The sequence below is a fragment of the Paenibacillus algorifonticola genome, from assembly GCF_000971975.1.
In the GTDB taxonomy this organism is placed as follows: Bacteria; Bacillota; Bacilli; order Paenibacillales; family Paenibacillaceae; genus Pristimantibacillus; species Pristimantibacillus algorifonticola.
In genome coordinates this window covers 221,394-240,196 of record NZ_KQ040778.1, presented here as the reverse complement: position 1 = coordinate 240,196, position 18,803 = coordinate 221,394, and the positions used below count along the sequence as shown (strand labels likewise).

Annotated in this window: 16 protein-coding genes; 7 read left to right on the top strand and 9 right to left on the bottom strand. The window is 49.6% G+C overall.

All coding sequences use genetic code 11. The annotated features are described in order from the left end of the window. Positions 1-135: 135 nt before the first annotated feature. From WH37_RS01080 to WH37_RS01070, 3 genes are all read left to right on the top strand, one after another. Positions 136-1,455, top strand: a complete 1,320-nt coding sequence (locus WH37_RS01080; RefSeq protein WP_046228707.1) for a WYL domain-containing protein — start codon at positions 136-138, stop codon at positions 1,453-1,455. Then, positions 1,442-2,326: a WYL domain-containing protein gene (locus tag WH37_RS01075; protein WP_063837987.1), complete on the top strand. Its 885-nt coding sequence runs from the start codon at positions 1,442-1,444 to the stop codon at positions 2,324-2,326. Before WH37_RS01080 ends, WH37_RS01075 begins: the two co-directional genes overlap by 14 nt. Before the next feature lie 164 nt (positions 2,327-2,490). Further along, on the top strand, positions 2,491-2,871 hold the full coding sequence (locus WH37_RS01070) for a DUF4190 domain-containing protein (RefSeq protein WP_046228706.1): 381 nt from the start codon (positions 2,491-2,493) through the stop codon (positions 2,869-2,871). Between the two features lie 129 nt (positions 2,872-3,000). Here the strand turns inward: WH37_RS01070 and WH37_RS36180 are convergent, their stop codons facing one another. The 4 genes from WH37_RS36180 to WH37_RS01050 all read right to left on the bottom strand — a co-directional run bounded on the left by WH37_RS36180 (position 3,001) and on the right by WH37_RS01050 (position 6,542). Further along, the gene (locus WH37_RS36180; protein ID WP_046228705.1) at positions 3,001-3,927 is read right to left on the bottom strand and encodes an HNH endonuclease; all 927 of its coding nucleotides are present in this window, start codon (positions 3,925-3,927) and stop codon (positions 3,001-3,003) included. A gap of 97 nt (positions 3,928-4,024) precedes the next feature. Continuing rightward, positions 4,025-4,981: a 3'-5' exoribonuclease YhaM family protein gene (locus WH37_RS01060; RefSeq protein ID WP_046228704.1), complete on the bottom strand. Its 957-nt coding sequence runs from the start codon at positions 4,979-4,981 to the stop codon at positions 4,025-4,027. Beyond that, positions 4,978-5,541, bottom strand: a complete 564-nt coding sequence (locus WH37_RS01055) for an HD domain-containing protein (RefSeq protein WP_046228703.1) — start codon at positions 5,539-5,541, stop codon at positions 4,978-4,980. The genes WH37_RS01060 and WH37_RS01055 overlap by 4 nt, the downstream gene beginning before the upstream one ends. 290 nt (positions 5,542-5,831) lie before the next feature. Then, a complete protein-coding gene (locus WH37_RS01050; RefSeq protein ID WP_046228702.1) occupies positions 5,832-6,542 on the bottom strand; it encodes an S-layer homology domain-containing protein in 711 nt (236 codons plus the stop codon). A 565-nt stretch (positions 6,543-7,107) separates the two neighbouring features. On the opposite strand from WH37_RS01050, the gene WH37_RS01045 reads away from it, so the two are divergent. The 3 genes from WH37_RS01045 to WH37_RS01035 all read left to right on the top strand — a co-directional run bounded on the left by WH37_RS01045 (position 7,108) and on the right by WH37_RS01035 (position 12,019). Then, positions 7,108-9,984, top strand: coding sequence for a 2-oxoglutarate dehydrogenase E1 component (locus tag WH37_RS01045; protein ID WP_046228701.1), 2,877 nt, complete (start codon positions 7,108-7,110; stop codon positions 9,982-9,984). A 5-nt stretch (positions 9,985-9,989) separates the two neighbouring features. Further along, positions 9,990-11,243: a 2-oxoglutarate dehydrogenase complex dihydrolipoyllysine-residue succinyltransferase gene (gene odhB / locus WH37_RS01040; protein WP_074904707.1), complete on the top strand. Its 1,254-nt coding sequence runs from the start codon at positions 9,990-9,992 to the stop codon at positions 11,241-11,243. Between the two features lie 302 nt (positions 11,244-11,545). After that, positions 11,546-12,019, top strand: coding sequence for a C40 family peptidase (locus WH37_RS01035; RefSeq protein WP_046228699.1), 474 nt, complete (start codon positions 11,546-11,548; stop codon positions 12,017-12,019). Between the two features lie 143 nt (positions 12,020-12,162). Here the strand turns inward: WH37_RS01035 and WH37_RS01030 are convergent, their stop codons facing one another. From WH37_RS01030 to WH37_RS01015, 5 genes are all read right to left on the bottom strand, one after another. Then, positions 12,163-13,071 (bottom strand): ArsR/SmtB family transcription factor, encoded by a 909-nt coding sequence (locus WH37_RS01030; protein WP_046228698.1) that lies wholly within the window; start codon positions 13,069-13,071, stop codon positions 12,163-12,165. A gap of 109 nt (positions 13,072-13,180) precedes the next feature. Next, the gene (gene arfA, locus WH37_RS01025; RefSeq protein ID WP_046228697.1) at positions 13,181-14,689 is read right to left on the bottom strand and encodes an arabinosylfuranosidase ArfA; all 1,509 of its coding nucleotides are present in this window, start codon (positions 14,687-14,689) and stop codon (positions 13,181-13,183) included. A gap of 219 nt (positions 14,690-14,908) precedes the next feature. Then, a complete protein-coding gene (locus WH37_RS33220; RefSeq protein WP_052736734.1) occupies positions 14,909-15,214 on the bottom strand; it encodes an ATP-binding protein in 306 nt (101 codons plus the stop codon). Further along, positions 15,199-15,681 carry a histidine kinase dimerization/phospho-acceptor domain-containing protein gene (locus WH37_RS33215; protein ID WP_052736733.1) on the bottom strand — a complete coding sequence of 161 codons (483 nt, stop codon included), beginning with the start codon at positions 15,679-15,681 and terminating at the stop codon, positions 15,199-15,201. Before WH37_RS33215 ends, WH37_RS33220 begins: the two co-directional genes overlap by 16 nt. Positions 15,682-15,889: 208 nt before the next feature. After that, complete coding sequence (locus WH37_RS01015) at positions 15,890-17,068, bottom strand: oxalate decarboxylase family bicupin (RefSeq protein WP_046228696.1); 1,179 nt, start codon at positions 17,066-17,068, stop codon at positions 15,890-15,892. 209 nt (positions 17,069-17,277) lie between these two features. On the opposite strand from WH37_RS01015, the gene WH37_RS01010 reads away from it, so the two are divergent. Further along, positions 17,278-18,714 carry a SpoVR family protein gene (locus WH37_RS01010; protein WP_046228695.1) on the top strand — a complete coding sequence of 479 codons (1,437 nt, stop codon included), beginning with the start codon at positions 17,278-17,280 and terminating at the stop codon, positions 18,712-18,714. Positions 18,715-18,803 lie beyond the last annotated feature (89 nt).

Below are 18,803 nucleotides of genomic sequence, written 5' to 3'. Positions count from 1 at the left end.
AACATGGCGAAAGTATTACGATCAGGAAAAATATAACGATTTTTCACGCCTATGGTCTTTTTTTACAACCCTACTAATCCTTCATAGAATAATAGAATAGATAACGAGAGCAAGCCGGAAGGCAGGGGATCACAGTTGGCTAAAGAAAGCTTCGATAAAGAGATTCAGTTTCTGCGCATGCTTGTCTTAACGAGCGGGGCCTACAGTCGGCAGCAATTCGCAGACCGGCTCGGCATCTCCATTCATACATTTGATAAAACGATAAAAAAGCTCAAGGAAATTGTAAACGCCGTCTACCAGCAGCTTCCCGAGGAACAGGGCAAGGAATTTGCAGAGACGGTTCGTTATAGCTATTTTGATTCCGCCGATCATATGCTGCTCTTTCTGTTTCGCGCCAAGTCGCTGAAGGAAACCGAAAGCAAGCGCATTTCGCTGCTGCTGGAGGCGCTGCAAAGCGGCCGTACACTGACCGCCATGGAGCTGATGGACGCCTGCTGCGGCAATATGCCCGCTGAGCTGGCGCCCCCGGATGAGAAAACGGTGCGCAGCGATCTGAAATATTTGGAGGAGGTCGGCGTCATCCGTAAAGAACCGGGGCCTCGTCCGTACCGCTACCGGCTTGCAAACGAGCTGGTGCAGGAGCTGACGGAGGAGGAACTGCTGGATTTATACGATTTTGCCGACGTCATGGCGAATACGCATGTTCCTTCCGTGCAGGGCTATATGCTCCGCGACAGCTTGAAAAAGCATTTGCAGCGCACGCAGGAGGACACAGTCACGCTGGATGCTTTTTTATATAAATATCACTTTTACTCCCGCCTGCTGGATGAAGCCCATTTATTTAGCCTGCTGGCCGCCATTCGCGAGCGACGCAAGGTGAAATTTCTGTATTTTTCGCCGAAAAAAGAAACCAGCTATGCCTCCCGCAACACCAACCCTTTGTTCGAGCGTGATACAACGGGCAAGGAAGAGGTTGCCATACCGATTAAAGTCGTATACGACCATCAGTATGGACGCTGGTATTTGCTCGGCTTCCACTCAGGCAAAGGCATTGTGAAATACAGGATGGAGGGCATGACGCAAATTCAGGAGGGTGAAGCAGTGCCGCAGGAGCAATTTGAGCAGCATCTGGCGCAGCTCGAAGCGCGCACGGCGCGAAGCTGGCTCATTGATACGGGAAGAACTGTTACCGTGCGTGCCCGCTTCTTCCATCCTGTAGGAGCACCGCAAAACTTCATTAAGGAACGCGTGCAGCTGCAAGGCCAATGGGGACGCATTACCGAGGAGGATGGCGCGGATTCTTTCCTATATGAGATTGAAGTAAACGGCACGTTCGAAATCAGGCCTTGGCTGCGCAGCTTTGGATCAAGCTGTGAAGTGCTGGAGCCTCTCCATTTGCGCAAAGAGATGATTGACGAATGGAAGGAGATTGCTGACTACTATGAACCCGTTTGAGAAAATTTTCAATTATCAGCTCATGTCCCGCCTTGAAGACTCCGGCACCTTTATGGTGACGGGGAATGAACGAAGCTGGCTCAAGGCGATGCTGCAGCATTCAGAAGCGGTGCAGGCTTTTGCGCCCGGAACACTCGCAAAGCTCGAAAGCCTGCTTGAGCAGGACAGCTTGATGGAGACAGCCGGGCCGCTCATCCAGAAAGCCGCCAGCAAAGAGCTGCAAGTGTACCACCCGCTGCTGCGCCAGCTTAGACGCTCGATTATGCATCGCAACCAGATCAAGCTGAGCTATATGATCAAAAACGGCAGACAGCACGAACACCAATCCGGTGTGCCCTATAAGCTGGAATATTCCATGGTGAAAAAAGAATGGTATTTGCTCTGGTACCATCAGCGCCACAGGTCACTGATGAGCACGAAGCTGCAAACGATCCTCGCCATTCAGGATATGCCTTGCGAGCCCGAGCGTTATATCCAGCTTACCGCCTCCATCGAAGCACTGCTCGCTAAGCGCAGCACTAGCGCCGTCATTCAGGTTGTGGAAACGTACAACGCGGAGCTGTCGCGGATTTTGTATGCTTTTTCCTGCTTTGAGAAGGCCGTGTCCTACGATGACCAGCTTAAATCTTATACGATCAAGCTGACGTTCCTAAACAATGAAGCCGAATATGTATTGTCGAAAATCCGCTTCCTCGGCAAGCGGATTAAGGTGACCCAAGGCGATTATTTGCAGCGCCGCATGCGAGAGGCATCCTCCCTTGCGCTAGCGAGATATGGGGCGACGCCAGAACGAGAGAAAGGGGCAGTAACGGCGACAGGAATGAATACGGAAGCACAGGCAAAAGCGGGAGCAGACATCGTGCCAGAATAACCGGATTAAGCGAGCATCCAAGCCTCATCGGATACTCGCTCTGTCTATCACCGATCAATGGTTCAGCTCTTTACCAAGTAAAGTGTAGCCTTCGGGTAAAAAGAGACGTATAATAATGAAAACTCGCATTTTCATCATATTTCCAAGCTTAGGAGGAACCATCCTTGAACGACTATAACAATGGTCATAACTATCAAAATAATGCGCCATTCCAGCCACCTGTGCAGAAGACGAATGGTGCTGCAATTGCCGCGCTCGTTTGCGGCATTACATCTTTCATTCCATTCATCGGTGTACTGTTAGGCATTGTCGCTGTCGTAATGGGCATCGTTTCGCTTAATCAAATTCCCAAAACGCGAGAGCAAGGACGCGGCATGGCTATTGCCGGCCTCATTTGCGGAGCCATTAGTCTATTCCTCAGCTTGCTGTTGTTTCTACTTTTTATAATTGGCATGCTGAGCTACGAGGACAGCATGTACAACTATGGCTGGAACGAAAGCTACTATAATGCCTCGATCCAGCTTGTCAACGCACTGAACTTGTAGAGGCCAGCTCCACGTCCAACTCTTCCATACACAAATAAGCGCCAACATACCGCGCAGCACTTGCTGCCCGCTCGTATGTTGGCGCTTTTATTGTGTATGGTGACTGCCGCTGCTTTTCGTTTGCGGGAGCTACACTTCCCTCATAAAATCCTCAAGGTTTTTGTCTGCCTTCGACTGGTTGCATACATGGCAAGCGCAGACGCAGTTGTCCGGTGTCGTATGACCGCCCTTGGCGCGCGGAAGCATATGGTCGATCGTATCGCCATACTGCTTGCAGAAGAAGCATGTATAATTATCCCGCGTTAAAATATATTTGCGAAAATCTTTATTGCTGAATAGCCTGCGAATGGTCCTGCGATTCACGACAACCGCTGCATGCTCGTTAACGAGTATAACGGCCAGCTCCAGTTCAATTTCCTGATACCACTGCCTGCCCTTGTCGGTCTTGCCTCTCATCCATACCGTGCCTTGCCCGGAAGGACGCAAATACGTAGGATCCGTCGGCGAATGATTTGACGGCTTCGGCAAAGGCCGCTGCTTCGGCGAGCGGGCAGCTGTCTTCGCCCGCAGCGCCTTCTTCTCCGGCTTGCGAACGGCGCCTGGCCTGCTCGCCGCGCCTGCCTCCTGCGCCACTGCCGCCACCGCTGAATCCATTCCCGGTGGCTGGGCGCCTGCTTTCGGGGCTGCTGCGCTTGCTTTCGCCGCTTCCCTGCCGCCCGTCTCCTTCGCCGCTTGCTCAGCTGCGGCGGCTACTGCCGCTGCGGCCTTCGCCCGCCTTCTTCTCCCGCCGCGTTTCCTGCGGGACTTCTTCTGGACGCCAGCAGCAGCCGCTTCCGGCCTAGACTCATCTGCGGCGCCTGCTTGTACAACTGGCGGCTCCACAACAGCTGCTGGCGCGGCCTGCGAGCTCGCCCGCTCTTTCCTGCAGGAGCGGCAGGCGCCGCGCCGCGAGTCAGGACCCGAGCGCCTGCCTGTACGGCGCAAAAAATCGCCAAGCGGCTTGTCTTCGTTACAGTACGCGCACTGCTTGATCGGCGTTTGTATGATTTCTGCCATTGGTATTGTACGGGCCAGGCAAGCGTGAGCCTGCGTACCCGTTATTGTCACCTCAAATTTTTATAGATATGTTTGTTCCCTGTTCGTTTAAGTGGAGTTACAGCTTCATCCGATAGATAGGCTTATTTTCAAGCCCGCGAATAAATGGTGTCCACTGTTCCGTATCTGGCGTCGTATCTAGCGCATCCTCGACCATTTGCAGCTTGGCATCCATTGCATCAATATGATGCAGCGCGACCGCTTCTGCTGTCTGAGGCTGCACCGGACTGCCCCATTCGCCCAAATTGTGATGGGAAAGCACCAAATGCTGCAAGCCGAGCACCTTTTCCGATTCCAGATCAATATCACAGCGAATAGCCGCTTCCGTAATCCAGTTGGATGCGAGCGAAATATGCCCCATCAGCTTGCCAGACAGGCTGTATTCGGAAACGATGCCGAGTTGGGCAACCATTTCCTCGGGCTTGGCAATATCATGCAGCACAATGCCGGCCTTGATTAAATCGGCATTCAGGAATGGACGCTGCTTGCAAATAAAAGCGCCAATTTCCAGCATCCGCACAATATGATAGGCAAGTCCGGCGAAATACGCATGATGGTGCGTTTTCGCTGCCGGATAATGCATCAGTCTGTCCTCGACCTTATCCACGCAATACGTGACGATGGTCCGAATTTCCTGATCGGCAATGCTGGCTGTAACCTGCTTAATCGTATGCACGAGATCGACTGGACGAACCGGCGCCGAGCGGATGAAATCCGTCAGTGCTACCCCATCCTCTTCCGTAACCTTGCGCATGCGCGAAATTTTTATTTGCAGCTTCTCCCGGTACGTGTGGGCGTTGCCCTGGATTTTCACCAGCCCCATCGGGAAAAAGGTTTCTTTATCCGCACTCGATACATCCCAATATTTAGCGGAAAGCTGGCCGCTGGCATCGCATAATACGATATCAAAATAATCTTTCGGCGTTGCCCCGTTCGTCTGCTTCACTTCAAGCTCTCTGAGCAAATAAAATCCGGTAAAATCGTCTCCGCTCACCAGTTGGTTAATCAATGTCATAATGACCTGTCCCCGCTTTCCCTTTGACCAAACATCGCTTCAATTTTTTGCTTTAAAACGTCCAGCAGCGGAAAGCTGCCTTCATGGCCGAGGCTGTCCGCCACCGCCTTGTAATACCATTCCTGCTGCTTCCTGCCGCGGTTGAAGCGTTCCCATACCTTCTCGCCCTCCCGCTCATAAGCGGCAAGGGTCGAGCCCATATTATGAAGCTTATCCGCGCAGGCTACCGTCTTGATGTCGAGCGGTGCCTTTTTCAAATAATCCAGCTTATATTGCTTGCGCTCTTCCCAAGACAAGGATTTGTCTGGCTCCGTACAGCCAACGACAATGCGCGTCACTTCCGGGCCAAAGCGTTCCAGCAGCGCTTCCTCCGTCGCCTCCGTATCTTCGAGCGTATCATGCAAAATGCCTGCTGCAACCCACTCCGCCTGGCAACCAGCCTCCATTAATATCATACCCACACCGAATGGATGTGAAATATAAGGAATATTTGACCCTTTGCGAACTTGATTCCCATGCAGCACCGCTGCGTAATCAATCGCTTTTTGAATCAGGCTCATGAATGTACACCTCCAGGTTCGAGATCGTCCTTCCTTTATCTAATAGATGCATCGTGATTTCAACGCAAGCTGCTGTTGATTTTTTATGTTTGAAAAGCCGGAGTTATTCAGATAAATTCCCTATAACTTTAGTCTAGCATCTTCCTGTATATGCAAACAAGCACGCGTTTAGGCCTGAACGGAAAAATCCATCAATAAGACAGCGTTTTCAAGTCATAAACGCAAAAAAACCTCCAACCCCCATTTCTTACAGTAGGGTTGGAGATTCCTGTGCTGTTGTTAAATGTTTATTACTGTGCTGGCTTTACCCCTTGCTCTTCTAGAGACTGGTCGCCAGACTGTTCTTCGAGCTGTTCGTTATGCTCTTTAATGAATTGATGCGCATTGTAGAGCATTGCTGTAGATTCAGCACGGTTTAAAATTTGCTGCGGGTGGAATTCGCCTTTTTCATCCAAAGCAGTAAGCTTGTACAGCAAAGCTCGTTGAATGGTGCCTTGATATTCAGTCGTAATGTCACCCTCATCCGAAATGACGACATACATTTTGACGGTTGCATATTCGCCCGTCTTCTCCAGAGCCTGTACGAGGTAATGCGTGAACTGCTCGCGCGTCATTGGCGCATTCGGATCAATGTCGGCTGGAATGTCGAGTCCGTTGTAGTGCGCAATGATGAAGCTGTCCGCGTACCAGGCATTATTTTTCACATGATCAAAAATGCCTTCAGCTTCTGGACCTTTATTAAATGAAATGGCGGCAAGGCTAATTTGCGTCGTCTTCACAATAAGCGAAATACCTTGTGCATTTGTTAAGTTTTCTTCCGGCTGGAACAGCGATTGCGATACGCCATTTACGATGCCGAGCCCTTGTAGCGTCTCAATTTGTGCCTTTTGCGGGGAGGTTGCGATATCCTTAAATGAACTTGCTGCGAAAGCCTGACCTGTCAGCGCTACCGATAGAGCCACGGCAGCAGAAATAGATGCGGTTGCGATACGTTTCTTCATTAGAATCAATCTCCTTTAGTTGTTGAACGCGTTCTATTCCTATTAACGATGCCTGTTTCAAAAAGGTTGCAGCCTCCCCCGCTTTGAGCCGTTATCCCCTTAGCTCAGAAACAGATGGCCGCTTGCTGCAGGAGCAGCTCAAACCATTCCAACCGCCTGCACGCCCATTGCCATCCGAAAATAAGGCCCTGATTAAATCGTTGTTCGTTGCAAAAAATTCACATCGCCTCCCCCTTTTCTGAGCTAAGGGGATAACCCGCAAAAGAGAAAATGACCGTCGCCCATAAAGATGGATAATCGAAACTTTAGGCGGGCTGTCCCGTATAAATTGAAAGGGCATACATTTTTTACTCAAAGCCCTTAACAATCGGTTTTGAATAACCGATAAATGGGAGAGACTGAGAAGATGGACTGGCGGCTCACCGATTGATCTATTTTCAAGATAGTTATGATACATAATCGTTATTTAAGTTTCCATGTCGTTCTGTACTATAATGAAGTCATATGCTAGTTCTGATTCCGTCCATAAACTTACAAAATTCAAAGACGGAGGTATCTGTCGAAAATGTCGATTGGCAATGAAACTAACCCAAACCCGTGGGAAGGCTATTATGGTCCCAACTATGGGTACATCCAAGAACAATATGAGCTATTTAAACAAAACCCTGAAACCGTAACATCTGAATACCGCGATTTGTTTGCTCGCTTTGGCGAGCCGCCTGCTTATGCAGCAGGTCAAACTTCCGCTTCATCACAAACGGTGGGCGCCGCTTCAATCGATGCGAAAACGCTTCAAAATTTGGTCGCTGCCGGCAAGCTCGTATGGAACATCCGCGCTTTCGGTCATTTGGCGGCTGACATTGATCCGCTCGATATCGGACCTAAATCGAACACGAAGATGCTGAGCCCTGAAACGTATGGCATCACTCAGACGGATCTGCTGTCTTTGCCTGCGGAGCTTGTATGGACGAATGCCCCTTCCGATGTTGCAAATGCATGGGAAGCCATTCAGAAGCTGCTTAAAGCTTACACAGGAACGCTTGCTTTCGAATTCAGCCATGTGCATGATGAAGCGGAGCGTGCTTGGCTTAAGAAGCGTGTTGAGCGCGAGCTGCCTTCTGCTGCACTGAACAAGGAAGAACGCAAGAAGCTGCTCGTCAAGCTATTCGAAGCAGAGCAATTTGAAGATTTTCTGCAGCGCACCTTTGTTGGTCAAAAACGGTTTTCCGTTGAAGGCAACGACGTGCTTGTCGCCCTAGTTGATGAATTGGTTCACGAGCTGTCGAATGACGGTGTGAGCCAAATTGCGATGGGGATGGCACACCGTGGGCGCCTTAATATTTTGGCGCATGTGCTGGGCAAGCCTTACACCAAGATTTTCTCCGAGTTCCACAACTCGCCGAACAAGAAGCTCATCCCGTCCGAGGGCTCGATCGGCATCAACTACGGCTGGACTGGCGATGTGAAATACCACTTGGGCGCCAATCGTTCGTTCAAGACTGGCGAAACCGTTGAAACCCGCATTACGCTTGCGAACAACCCGAGCCATCTTGAATTCGTCAACCCGGTTGTCGGCGGCTTCGCTCGTGCAGCACAGGATGATCGCAGCAAGCCTGGCTATCCGGTAACGAACCTGGACACAGCTGCTTCCATCATTATGCATGGCGATGCAGCATTCCCTGGTGAAGGCATCGTAGCGGAAACGTTGAATATCGCCCAGCTGAAAGGCTATACAAGCGGCGGTACGCTTCATGTTATCGTCAACAACCGCATCGGCTTTACAACAGAAAGCCATGATTCCCGTTCGACGCAATACGCAAGCGATGTAGCCAAAGGCTATGAAATTCCAATCGTGCATGTAAACGCTGATGATCCTGAAGCTTGTATTTTTGCAGCGCGGATGGCCAGCGAATACCGTACTCTTTTCAAGAAGGATTTCTTGGTTGACCTAATTGGCTACCGTAAATATGGACACAATGAGACGGATGATCCGGAAACGACTCAACCTCTTATCTATAAAAAAGTACGGGCTCATGCAACAGTAAGCAGCATCTACTCCGATAGATTGATTGCAGCTGGCGCTATTACAGAGGCTGAAGTAGCAGAGCTTAAGCAAGGCGTCGTAGACCGTCTGAAATCAGCTTATGATGAAGTGAAAGCACGTGATGGCCAAGAGCCTGTTCATCAGACACAAGGGCTGCAAGGAGAAAAGGATAACACCACTTCCGTCTCCCCTGTATCCATTGAAACGCTGCAATCGATTAATGCTGAGCTGCTCCGTTTCCCTGAAAGCTTCACGGTGTATCCGAAGCTGCAGCGGATTTTGGAACGCCGCACGAATGCATTGAACGATGGCGAGAAGCTTGATTGGGGCCATGCGGAGACGCTTGCCTTCGCTACAATTCTTGCTGACGGCAAGCCGATAAGACTCAGCGGACAAGATGTGGAGCGCGCTACATTTGCTCACCGTAATCTGGTGCTGCATGATGCCGAAACCGGCGATACGTTCTGTCCGCTGCACCAATTGCCGCAGGCGAAAGCTTCGTTCGCCATCCATAACAGCCCGCTTTCCGAAGCAGCTGTGCTAGGCTTTGAATATGGCTATAACGTTCACGCGCCGGAAACGATGGTCATCTGGGAAGCGCAATACGGCGATTTCACCAATGTCGCTCAAGTGCTTATTGACCAGTTCATTTCTGCAGGCCGTTCGAAATGGTCGCAAAAATCCAGCATCGTCATGCTGCTGCCGCATGGATATGAAGGCCAAGGGCCAGAGCATTCCAGCGCACGTCTGGAGCGTTTCCTACAGCTATCGGGCGAAGAAAACTGGACGGTTGCAAACTTGACGAGCGCCGCGCAGTATTATCATATTTTGCGCCGCCAAGCTTCCATTACGGAAAGCGAAGCTGCACGTCCATTGATTATTATGGCTCCTAAGAGCTTGATTCGTAACCCGCGCGTCGCTTCCAGCGCTTCCGAGCTTAGCAATGGCTCGTTCAAGCTGGTCGTAGAGCAGCCGAACCTCGGCAGCAGACCAGAGCGCGTAGAGCGCCTGATTTTGTGCACAGGTAAAATCGCAATCGACCTGGAAGATGCGATTGAGAAGGAACAAGAGAAAGACTTGGATTGGCTGCACATTATTCGTGTCGAGCAGCTGTATCCGTTCCCTGAGAAGGAAATTGCTGAAATTATCGCCCGCTTCCCTCAACTGAAGGAAATTGTGTGGGTTCAAGAAGAGCCGAAAAACATGGGCTCGTGGCATTATGCCGATCCGCGCATCCGCGCGATTGCCCCTGTTGGTACAAGCGTAAGCTATATTGGACGCCCAGAGCGTTCCAGCACAGCGAGCGGCTTCCAGCAAGTACACGCTTTTGAGCAGCAGCATATTATTTTGCAAACATTGAAACATAGTCCGTCATTGACATACAACTCGGGGAGGTAGCCACTGTGCAACAAATTATAGTACCAGCAATGGGAGAATCGATTACGGAAGGCACGATTTCCAAGTGGATTGTTAAAGTAGGAGATTCGGTTAAGCAAGGCGATGTGCTGCTGGAGCTTGAGACAGATAAAGTCAACATCGAAATCAGCGCCGAGCAGGATGGCACGATTCAAGAGATTACACGCAGCGAAGGCGATACCGTTCAAATCGGCGAAGCTATTGGCTCCATTGCGGCAGGTGGAGCGGCTCCGTCCGCCCCTGCAGCTGAGCCAGCAAAAGCTGCACCAGCTGTTGAAACAGCAGCTCCGGCGCAAGCAGCACCTAGTGCGCCTCCTGTAGCAGAAGCAGACAGCAAAGGCGGTCAAGTTGCCGCTTCCCCTGCTGCAAGAAAGCTTGCAAGAGAAAAAGGCATTGACCTGACACAGGTTCAATCCCGCGATCCACTTAGCCGCGTTAGCTCGGATGATGTTCGCTCGCACGGCACACAGCCGGCAGCGCCGCAAGCACCAGCTGCTCCTGCTGCTAAAGCGCCAGCTGCACCTAAATTCCAATCGGCCAAGCCTTACGAGCGCAAAAAAATGTCGCGCCGCCGGGCAACGATTGCGAATCGTCTGGTTGAAGCTCAAAGAACAGCAGCTATGCTGACAACGTTCAATGAAGTTGATATGACCGCTATTATGGATATCCGCAAACGCCGGAAACAATCGTTCTTGGACAAGCACGAGGTTGGTCTTGGTTTTATGTCCTTCTTCACGAAAGCTGTCGTTGGCGCTCTGAAGGAGTTCCCGCTGCTTAACGCTGAAATTGAAGGCGAAGATATTATTGTGAAGCAGTTCTACGATATCGGTATTGCCGTATCGGCTAAGGAAGGTCTTGTTGTTCCGGTTGTCCGTGATGCGGACCGTCTGAGCTTCGCTGAAATCGAGCGCTCGATCGTTGACCTTGCTGGCAAAGCCCGTACGAACTCGCTCGGATTGTCTGACCTGCAAGGCGGTACATTCACAATTACGAATGGCGGTACGTTCGGCTCGCTGCTGTCCACGCCAATCATTAATGCACCGCAAGTTGGTATTCTGGGCATGCACAAAATTCAGCTTCGTCCAGTTGCTATCGATGCTGAGCGCTCCGAGAACCGTCCAATGATGTACATCGCCCTTTCCTACGATCACCGCATCGTAGACGGCGCTGAAGCGGTACGCTTCCTCGTTAAAGTGAAGGAAATGCTTGAAGATCCAGAAACGCTTCTGCTTGAAGGTTAATAAGCATAAGCGTTGAACGAATAGATTATGACATGCAAAAAGCACATGGCCTTTCAGGCCATGTGCTTTTTTACTTACAAAAAATAACTAATGAATGCCGAATCATTTATTGTTTTTCTCATTTTAGCCTTGATTTGAATGAGAAGTTTCTCATCTAATTTTAACAATTGGTATCAAAACACTATTAAATCTAGTTTTATGGTCTCAGAGGGAAATAATCTCAGTTTTAGTTGTGTTATTGTATAGCTATGAACATATAAGTAGACAAGCTATCAATCCAGAGAAGAGAGGGCATTCACATCATGAAAAAACTTCGTTTTGGTAAAATGGCTGCATCCCTTGCATTAACTGCATCACTTACTTTATCAGCAGTTCCTTTTACATCAGCACCATCAGCCTATGCGGCATCTGCTTCTACCCAATCGCAAATCGTATCAACCGCGAAAAGCTTCATCGGAACGCCTTACCAATTCAGCGCTTCCACTAGTTCGACTCGCGTTTTTGACTGCTCTTCTTTCACTAAATATGTTTTTGCCAAGGTCGGCGTTTCTTTGCCGAGAAGCTCGAAGCAACAATCAAAAGTCGGCTCGTTCGTATCTCGGAGCAATTTGAAGGTTGGCGATCTCGTTTTCTTCTATTCCCCTATTCATCATGTTGGCATTTATATCGGCAATAATCAAATCATTCATACATACGGTTCCCCTGGGGTGACCGTTACGAGTCTGAGTTCTAGCTGGTGGAGCAAAAATTACGCAACGGCACGTCGCGTGCTGTAGCTTACAAAGCCCGTTTTTAAGCCAGTATAAGAGCTATTCACACATTTGGTCAAACTTACACAAACGCCTCCTCAAAGAAAAGCCGTATCGCAATGGTCAGAGTCTCCCCCAATCTGACTGCGATACGGCTTTTCTTCATTTTCTTATTCCTCGTAATAAACCCGGAACATTATATCCTGATTGTAATTGCCGAAGCCTTTGCCATACAAGGTAAGGCCGCCTACATGCGCAGCATCCTTATCTACCGCGATTCGCAGCGTCCAGTGATTGCGATCCAGTGTAATCTGCTGCACGCTAGTGTCGCTTACCTGCTGCCCATCCACAAAGGTGCCGTCCTCCTGCACGCGAATGACTTTGAGCAAGCCATATTGATTCAGGTTGCCTTGCCACCAGGAAGGAGAAAATTTGCCGCGTGTATCCCCATAATCGCCAGGGCTTGTCCACTTGCCAATGGTCGTCCCATTTAAGCTGAAGCTGATATCAGACAGCCAGTTCGGATTGTAGCCTGGTGCTTCAGAGCCCAGCTCAAGCACAAGCTCGAATGCGCTCGGCCGCTGCCCCGGCAGCAAATAATTAGGGATTTTATATTCGACATATCCCCGGCCAAACCATAAAATGCCCGCATTCATCCGCTCCGGCTCTAGAAAAAAGCGCGGATCATCGAACTGGCCAATGACCTTCTCCACCGTTGCGATGCCGCAGGTCGGATGCACTTCATATTCTGTGTAATGTCCGATCGGCACAGTGCTTTCATGCATTTTTTTTACTTCGCGTGTATGATGGGGCAGCTCGATTTCAATATGCTGCTCGGCGAGCGTACATATTTTATGCGTGCCTCCCTGCTTGCGCACCATCTTCGTCTCGATAAGATTCGCTTTCTCCAGCTTGCGAATATGCATCGTCACAATCGCGCTGCTGAGCCCCAGCGCCTCTGCAAGCTCTTTGACATTCATCGGGCTTACTGCCAGCAAATCTATAATATGAAGCCGTACATGGCTCGACAGCGCCTCATAGAGTGGCAGCCAAGCTATATCTGTATTGGCTTTAATCATCCTGTTCACCCTCCTCTCCCTTATCATCGCATAAAATGAAACGAGAGGGAACAACCGCCTGAATAGCCCGTTCAATCAAGCTAAGCTTGCGATTGTTCCCCAGTAGACTTTACAGTTTAATTCGAATGACATTCCATGACGCTTTATTCAGCACAGCTTGGATTTGCCCTTTATCCGATAATGCGGCGCTGCCATTCGTGTGCGGCGTGACGCGGTTAGGTGCATCTCCTGTATTGGAAGCGGACAAATCATCATTTTCCAAAACAATATGCTCTAAAATTCGTCCCTGACCGAAGCTGCGCAGGTCGATATCAAACGAAATACTTTCTTCCAGATGACGATTCACTGCAAAAACAGTAACCTCTTGCTTCTCTTCATTATGCACCGCTACAGCCTCAACATAAGGCACATCTGTAAAATCTTTTGTGTCATGCTTAGGCGAGCTCACTAACGGTACGAGCACCTCGCCTCTGCCGAACACGCTCGCGTGCATATACGGATAATAAATCGTCTGCTTCCAGGCTGCTCCGCCATTTGTCGTCATAATTGGGGCGATGACGTTGACGAGCTGCGCGATACAAGCCATCTTCACCCGATCGGCACGCTTGAGCAGGCTGATCAGCATGCAGCCAACGACCAGCGCATCCTCCTGCGTATAAATATCTTCAAGCTGTGGAGGGGCAATTTGCCAAGGGTCAAGCTTTTTGTCCGATTCATTGGAATGGAACCACACGTTCCATTCATCGAAGGAAAGGTTGATTTTTTTCTTGCTGCGCTTCTTCGCCTGCACGAAGTCGGCTGTCGAAATGACTGTATTAATGAAGGAGTCCATTCCCACGGATTGCGCCAGGAAATTCGCCGTATCCTTCTCGCGGTTGCCGTAATACTGATGCAGCGAAATATAATCCACATCATTATAAGCTAAATCAAGCACCGTTGCTTCCCAATCCGGGAAAGTCGGCATGCCGATTGCCGAGCTGCCGCAAGCGACAAGCTCAATCGTCGGATCAACCCATCGCATAACCTTTGCGGTCTCGCTGGCGATACGTCCATACTCGACGGCGGTTTTAGCGCCAATCTGCCAAGGGCCGTCCATTTCATTGCCGAGGCACCAGGTTTTGACGTTGTGCGGATCCTTGTAGCCGTGCTGCACACGCAAATCGCTCCAATACGTTCCTGATGGATGATTGGAATATTCAAGCAGGTTGCGCGCCTCATCAGGCCCTCTCGTCCCCAAATTAACCGCCATCATCGCGTCCGTATTCGCTTTGCGGCACCAGTCCATAAATTCATTAAAGCCGATCCAGTTCGGCTCAATCGTGCGCCAAGCAAGCTCCAAACGTCGCGGACGCTGATCAAGCGGGCCTACGCCATCCTCCCAGTTGTAGCCTGAAACGAAGTTGCCGCCAGGATAGCGCACAATCGGCACATCCAGCCCTTTTACCAACTCCAGCACATCGGAGCGGAAGCCCTGCTCATCCGCCTGCGGATGATCCTTTTCATAAATACCGCCATATACCGCCCGGCCCAAATGCTCGATAAACGAGCCATAGATTCTTTTATCAACTTCACCTACTACAAAATCCTTATCAACGATCAGCTTTGCTTGTTTGGACATGTTCAGCTCACCTCATAAGATTAATGTTTTTGTTAACCGAATAATAAAATTACAATGTATATTTCCATTAAACACTATGCAGCAGCAGAACGCAAGCACGATTTAATAACGCTTCCATTCGTTTTGTCCATATGAAAAAGACGGTTGAAAGAGCTGCTTTTACAGCCTCCTTCAACCGTCTTTTTCCGCTATACGTTTCCTGTCATGCTATTTGATGCGCTATTCCGGAGCAGCAGCCCGCTCGAGCTGAAGCTCGCATATCGTACCTTGATTCAGTTTACTGTGAAAAAATATTTTGCCGTTCATTTCCTTGACCATATTCATGACGACCATCAGCCCGAGCCCGGTCCCGCGTTCCTTCGTCGTATAATAGGGCAAGCCTAATCGCTTAACCTGGGATCGATTCATCCCGCAGCCCGTATCGCGGACGAGAATTTGAATTTTATTGCGCACCAGCTCGGTCTGCACCGTCAGCTTGCCTCCTTCAGGCATAGCCTCAATGCCGTTTTTTATAATATTGAGCATACATTCTTGACCTCGCCGCAAATAATGAGCGGCTCCTTCGATAAATGGTAGACCTCAACCGTTATGTTCGACAGCGCCGAATAAGGCTTCAGCCAAGGAATGACTCCGTCGATTTCATCCTTCACATTCAGCAGCCGCCGCTCTTCTTCACTAGGCTTCGAAAAATTTAAATAATCGGTAATAATCGCATTGGCATGATCAATACCTTCAAAAGCATAGGTACGATAACGCTCGAACGTCTCATGGTCGAGCTGCTCCTTGTTCATCATTTGGAGAAAACCTCGCGTCGTTGTAAGCGGGTTGCGGATTTCATGTGAAATGGAGGCAGCGAGCTGGCCAACGATTTGATTTTTTTCGGAGATGATGAGCATTTGCTCGTACCATTCCCGATTTTTCACATTAAAATAAATAAAGCTGATCAGCAAAGACGAAAACGCCACTGCAACACCGATCACACTGAGCTGCATCGCATTTAAATCATGTATATTATCCCCATACTCTTTCTCATTTAATAATTTCTTACAAAAATTGTATTTAAAAATTTGATAAGATCACAATTTTATATTACTATACATAACCTTTCGTTGCCAATGGCAGCCTGTTTCAATTATAAAAAAAACCGGCTCGCCAGCAGGACATGCCCTTCAACTTTATTTGAAGGCATGTCCCGCTGTGTCAGAAGCCCGGGTAATCAACAACGGGCCATTTTTCCTTGCGCAGCTTGGACACAAACGCTTCATCTACGTTGAGATTGCTTTTTACAAGCTCCGTTGGAGTAAGCGCCATCCACTGGTTAAGGGAAACGTCTGCGAAGCGGTCGCTTTTGAACATTTCCAGAAACCAAAGGCTCGTGTTTCCGGTATTTTGCACATAATGGCCGCAGGCAAAGGGCACATAACCGACATCGCCGGCCCGCACATCATACGTCCTCGCATTTCCGTTGCCGGTAAATACAGTCATTCGGCCTTGGCCCGATAAATAATATTGCCATTCGTCGTTATTCGGATGCCAATGCAGCTCGCGCATAGCGCCGGGCTTAATTTCTACAAGCGCTGCAGCAATCGCTTTGGATGCTGGAAAGTTGGAGGAATCGACGATTCTTACACTGCCTCCTGGCGTAATGATAGGGGGCTGCTTCAGCAGCTCAAACTTAAAGGACTGCGGGATTGTTCCGTATGGAGATTCCACCTTCTGGCTCTCAATGGAGCCGGGAACCGTGCTTTTATAAATATAAACCTGATCATTAGGAATATGGTCGAAATCACTTTCAGGCACACCAAAATTGGCCGACAGCACTTCCTTCGGGGTATGGGCAAACCAATCAGAAATCGACAATGTGTTTAGATCAGAGAAATTCCCATCGTCAAACACGAGCAGAAACTCGCAGCCTCCCTCGAGCCCTTGAATCGAATGCGGAATGCCCGGCGGAAAATACCATAAGTCACCCGGCCCAATATCAGCTATGAAGTTTCTTCCGTTCTGATCCACCGCTGTAATCCTTGCATTTCCAAGCAGCATGTAGGACCATTCTGCCTGTTGATGCCAATGCATTTCCCGGACCCCGCCCGGAATTAGCGACATATTGACGCCTGCCAGCGTTGTCGCAATCGGCAGCTCTCGGGCCGTCACTTCTCTGGACCAGCCCCCTTGGTTCAACTGCATATGGGCATCCGAAAATGAAAATTTCATATTGGGAACGAGGCCTGCATCCGTTACAGGCGGAACAAACATATCCGGATTTTCCAAATCCCTCATCACATCGCGCGGTCCTAAATCCGGGCCTCCCGCCCCATCACTGCGAATCGGCTGTGGAATATGCGGATATCCCAGCCTCGTATTTTCAGATTCGCTCATAAATGACCATCCTCCTGCACATTAGTAGACTGCATCAGCAGTCACTATTTTCCAATATATGCTTGGTGGCTGGGATTATGAGCTATTCATTTCCTGCTCCGTAAACAAATGACGCACCTGGTAGCTGCCGTCCGGTTTCCCGTCATAAACTTGGCCCACTGCACATACCTATGGTATGAACGGTATTATCAAGTACGGGGGGATGGCTGATGAACCAGGATGAGATCCGCGCATTGGAGCGGTCCATCGATGAAATTACGGAAATCGCTCAAGGCTTTGGCCTCGATTTCTACCCGATGAGGTATGAGATTTGCCCAGCCGACATTATTTATACGTTTGGGGCCTACGGCATGCCAACGCGCTACAGCCACTGGAGCTTTGGGAAAACCTTTAACAAAATGAAGCTGCAATATGATTTTGGCCTTAGTAAAATTTACGAGCTCGTCATTAACTCGAACCCCTGCTATGCCTTTCTGCTGCAGGGCAATTCACTTATTCAGAACAAGCTGATCGTCGCGCACGTTCTGGCCCATTGTGATTTTTTCAAAAATAACGCCCGTTTCAGCACCTCCAACCGCAATATGGTCGAAAGCATGTCCGCTACAGCAGAACGCATTCAGCAATACGAAATGGATTACGGCCTGGAAGCGGTCGAGAAATTTATTGATGCCGTGCTTGCCATTCAGGAGCATGTGGACCCGGCTATTATTAAGCCATACCAGCTTGATAAAACCCGTTACATTGAAATGCTGACGACGGAGCAAAACCGTTCAGTCAGCACAGCTATCCCTTCCGAATACGAGGATTTATGGGGGCTTGACCCGGATGATGCAACTCGCCAGGATCAAACGCCGCCGCCGAAACATTTTCCGCCAGCTCCTGAAAAGGATTTGATCTGGTTTATTGAGGAGTATTCGCCTCAGCTTACGGACTGGCAGCGCGATATTATGTCGATGATGCGCGATGAGATGCTCTATTTCTGGCCGCAGCTGGAAACGAAAATTATGAACGAAGGCTGGGCATCGTACTGGCATCAGCGCATTATTCGCGAGCTCGACCTGACAAGCGAGGAAACCATTGAATTCGCCAAGCTGAACTCCTCAGTCGTGGTGCCATCCCGGCACACGCTGAATCCATATTATTTGGGGCTGAAAATTTTCGAAGATATCGAGCAGCGCTGGGATAAACCGACTACAGAGGAGCAGCGGCGCTTCGGGCGCGTGCCGGGCAAAGGCCGGGAAAAAATGTTCGAGGTACGCGAGCTCGATTCGGATATTTCGTTTCTCCGCAACTATTTGACCAAGGATTTGGTCAAGGATTTGGACCTGTATGTTTTCGAGAAGAAGGGGCCGGAGTGGAAAATAACCGATAAATCTTGGGAAAATATCCGCGACCAGCTTGTCTATTCCAAAGTGAACGGCGGCTTCCCCAGCCTGTTCGTTACAGATGGCGATTTTAACCGTGTAGGCGAGTTGTACCTGCTACACAAGTATGAAGGCATGGAGCTTGATCTGAAATATGTCGAGCGCACGCTGCCGCATGTGGTCCATCTCTGGGGCAAATCCGTCCATCTCGAAACCGTTGTCGAGGACAAAAAGATCGTCTTCAGCTGCGACGGCAAAAAAACGAGCCGCAAGTTTTTGTAACGATTAATCAATCGCGTTTAATGGCGTTTTGAGGCATTATCCCCTTAGCTCAGCAAATCATTTAAAAATGCGGGAAGCTGCTTGGAGGC

What these genes read in the sequence shown, in the direction of transcription:
- WH37_RS01075 (WP_063837987.1), top strand. Translation starts at nt 1,442, where the DNA reads ATGAACCCGTTTGAGAAAATTTTCAATTATCAGCTCATGTCCCGCCTT.
- WH37_RS36180 (WP_046228705.1), bottom strand. Translation starts at nt 3,927, where the DNA reads ATGGCAGAAATCATACAAACGCCGATCAAGCAGTGCGCGTACTGTAAC.
- WH37_RS01060 (WP_046228704.1), bottom strand. Translation starts at nt 4,981, where the DNA reads ATGACATTGATTAACCAACTGGTGAGCGGAGACGATTTTACCGGATTT.
- WH37_RS01055 (WP_046228703.1), bottom strand. Translation starts at nt 5,541, where the DNA reads ATGAGCCTGATTCAAAAAGCGATTGATTACGCAGCGGTGCTGCATGGG.
- WH37_RS01050 (WP_046228702.1), bottom strand. Translation starts at nt 6,542, where the DNA reads ATGAAGAAACGTATCGCAACCGCATCTATTTCTGCTGCCGTGGCTCTA.
- WH37_RS01045 (WP_046228701.1), top strand. Translation starts at nt 7,108, where the DNA reads ATGTCGATTGGCAATGAAACTAACCCAAACCCGTGGGAAGGCTATTAT.
- WH37_RS01035 (WP_046228699.1), top strand. Translation starts at nt 11,546, where the DNA reads ATGAAAAAACTTCGTTTTGGTAAAATGGCTGCATCCCTTGCATTAACT.
- WH37_RS01030 (WP_046228698.1), bottom strand. Translation starts at nt 13,071, where the DNA reads ATGATTAAAGCCAATACAGATATAGCTTGGCTGCCACTCTATGAGGCG.
- arfA (WP_046228697.1), bottom strand. Translation starts at nt 14,689, where the DNA reads ATGTCCAAACAAGCAAAGCTGATCGTTGATAAGGATTTTGTAGTAGGT.
- WH37_RS33220 (WP_052736734.1), bottom strand. Translation starts at nt 15,214, where the DNA reads ATGCTCAATATTATAAAAAACGGCATTGAGGCTATGCCTGAAGGAGGC.
- WH37_RS33215 (WP_052736733.1), bottom strand. Translation starts at nt 15,681, where the DNA reads ATGCAGCTCAGTGTGATCGGTGTTGCAGTGGCGTTTTCGTCTTTGCTG.
- WH37_RS01015 (WP_046228696.1), bottom strand. Translation starts at nt 17,068, where the DNA reads ATGAGCGAATCTGAAAATACGAGGCTGGGATATCCGCATATTCCACAG.
- WH37_RS01010 (WP_046228695.1), top strand. Translation starts at nt 17,278, where the DNA reads ATGAACCAGGATGAGATCCGCGCATTGGAGCGGTCCATCGATGAAATT.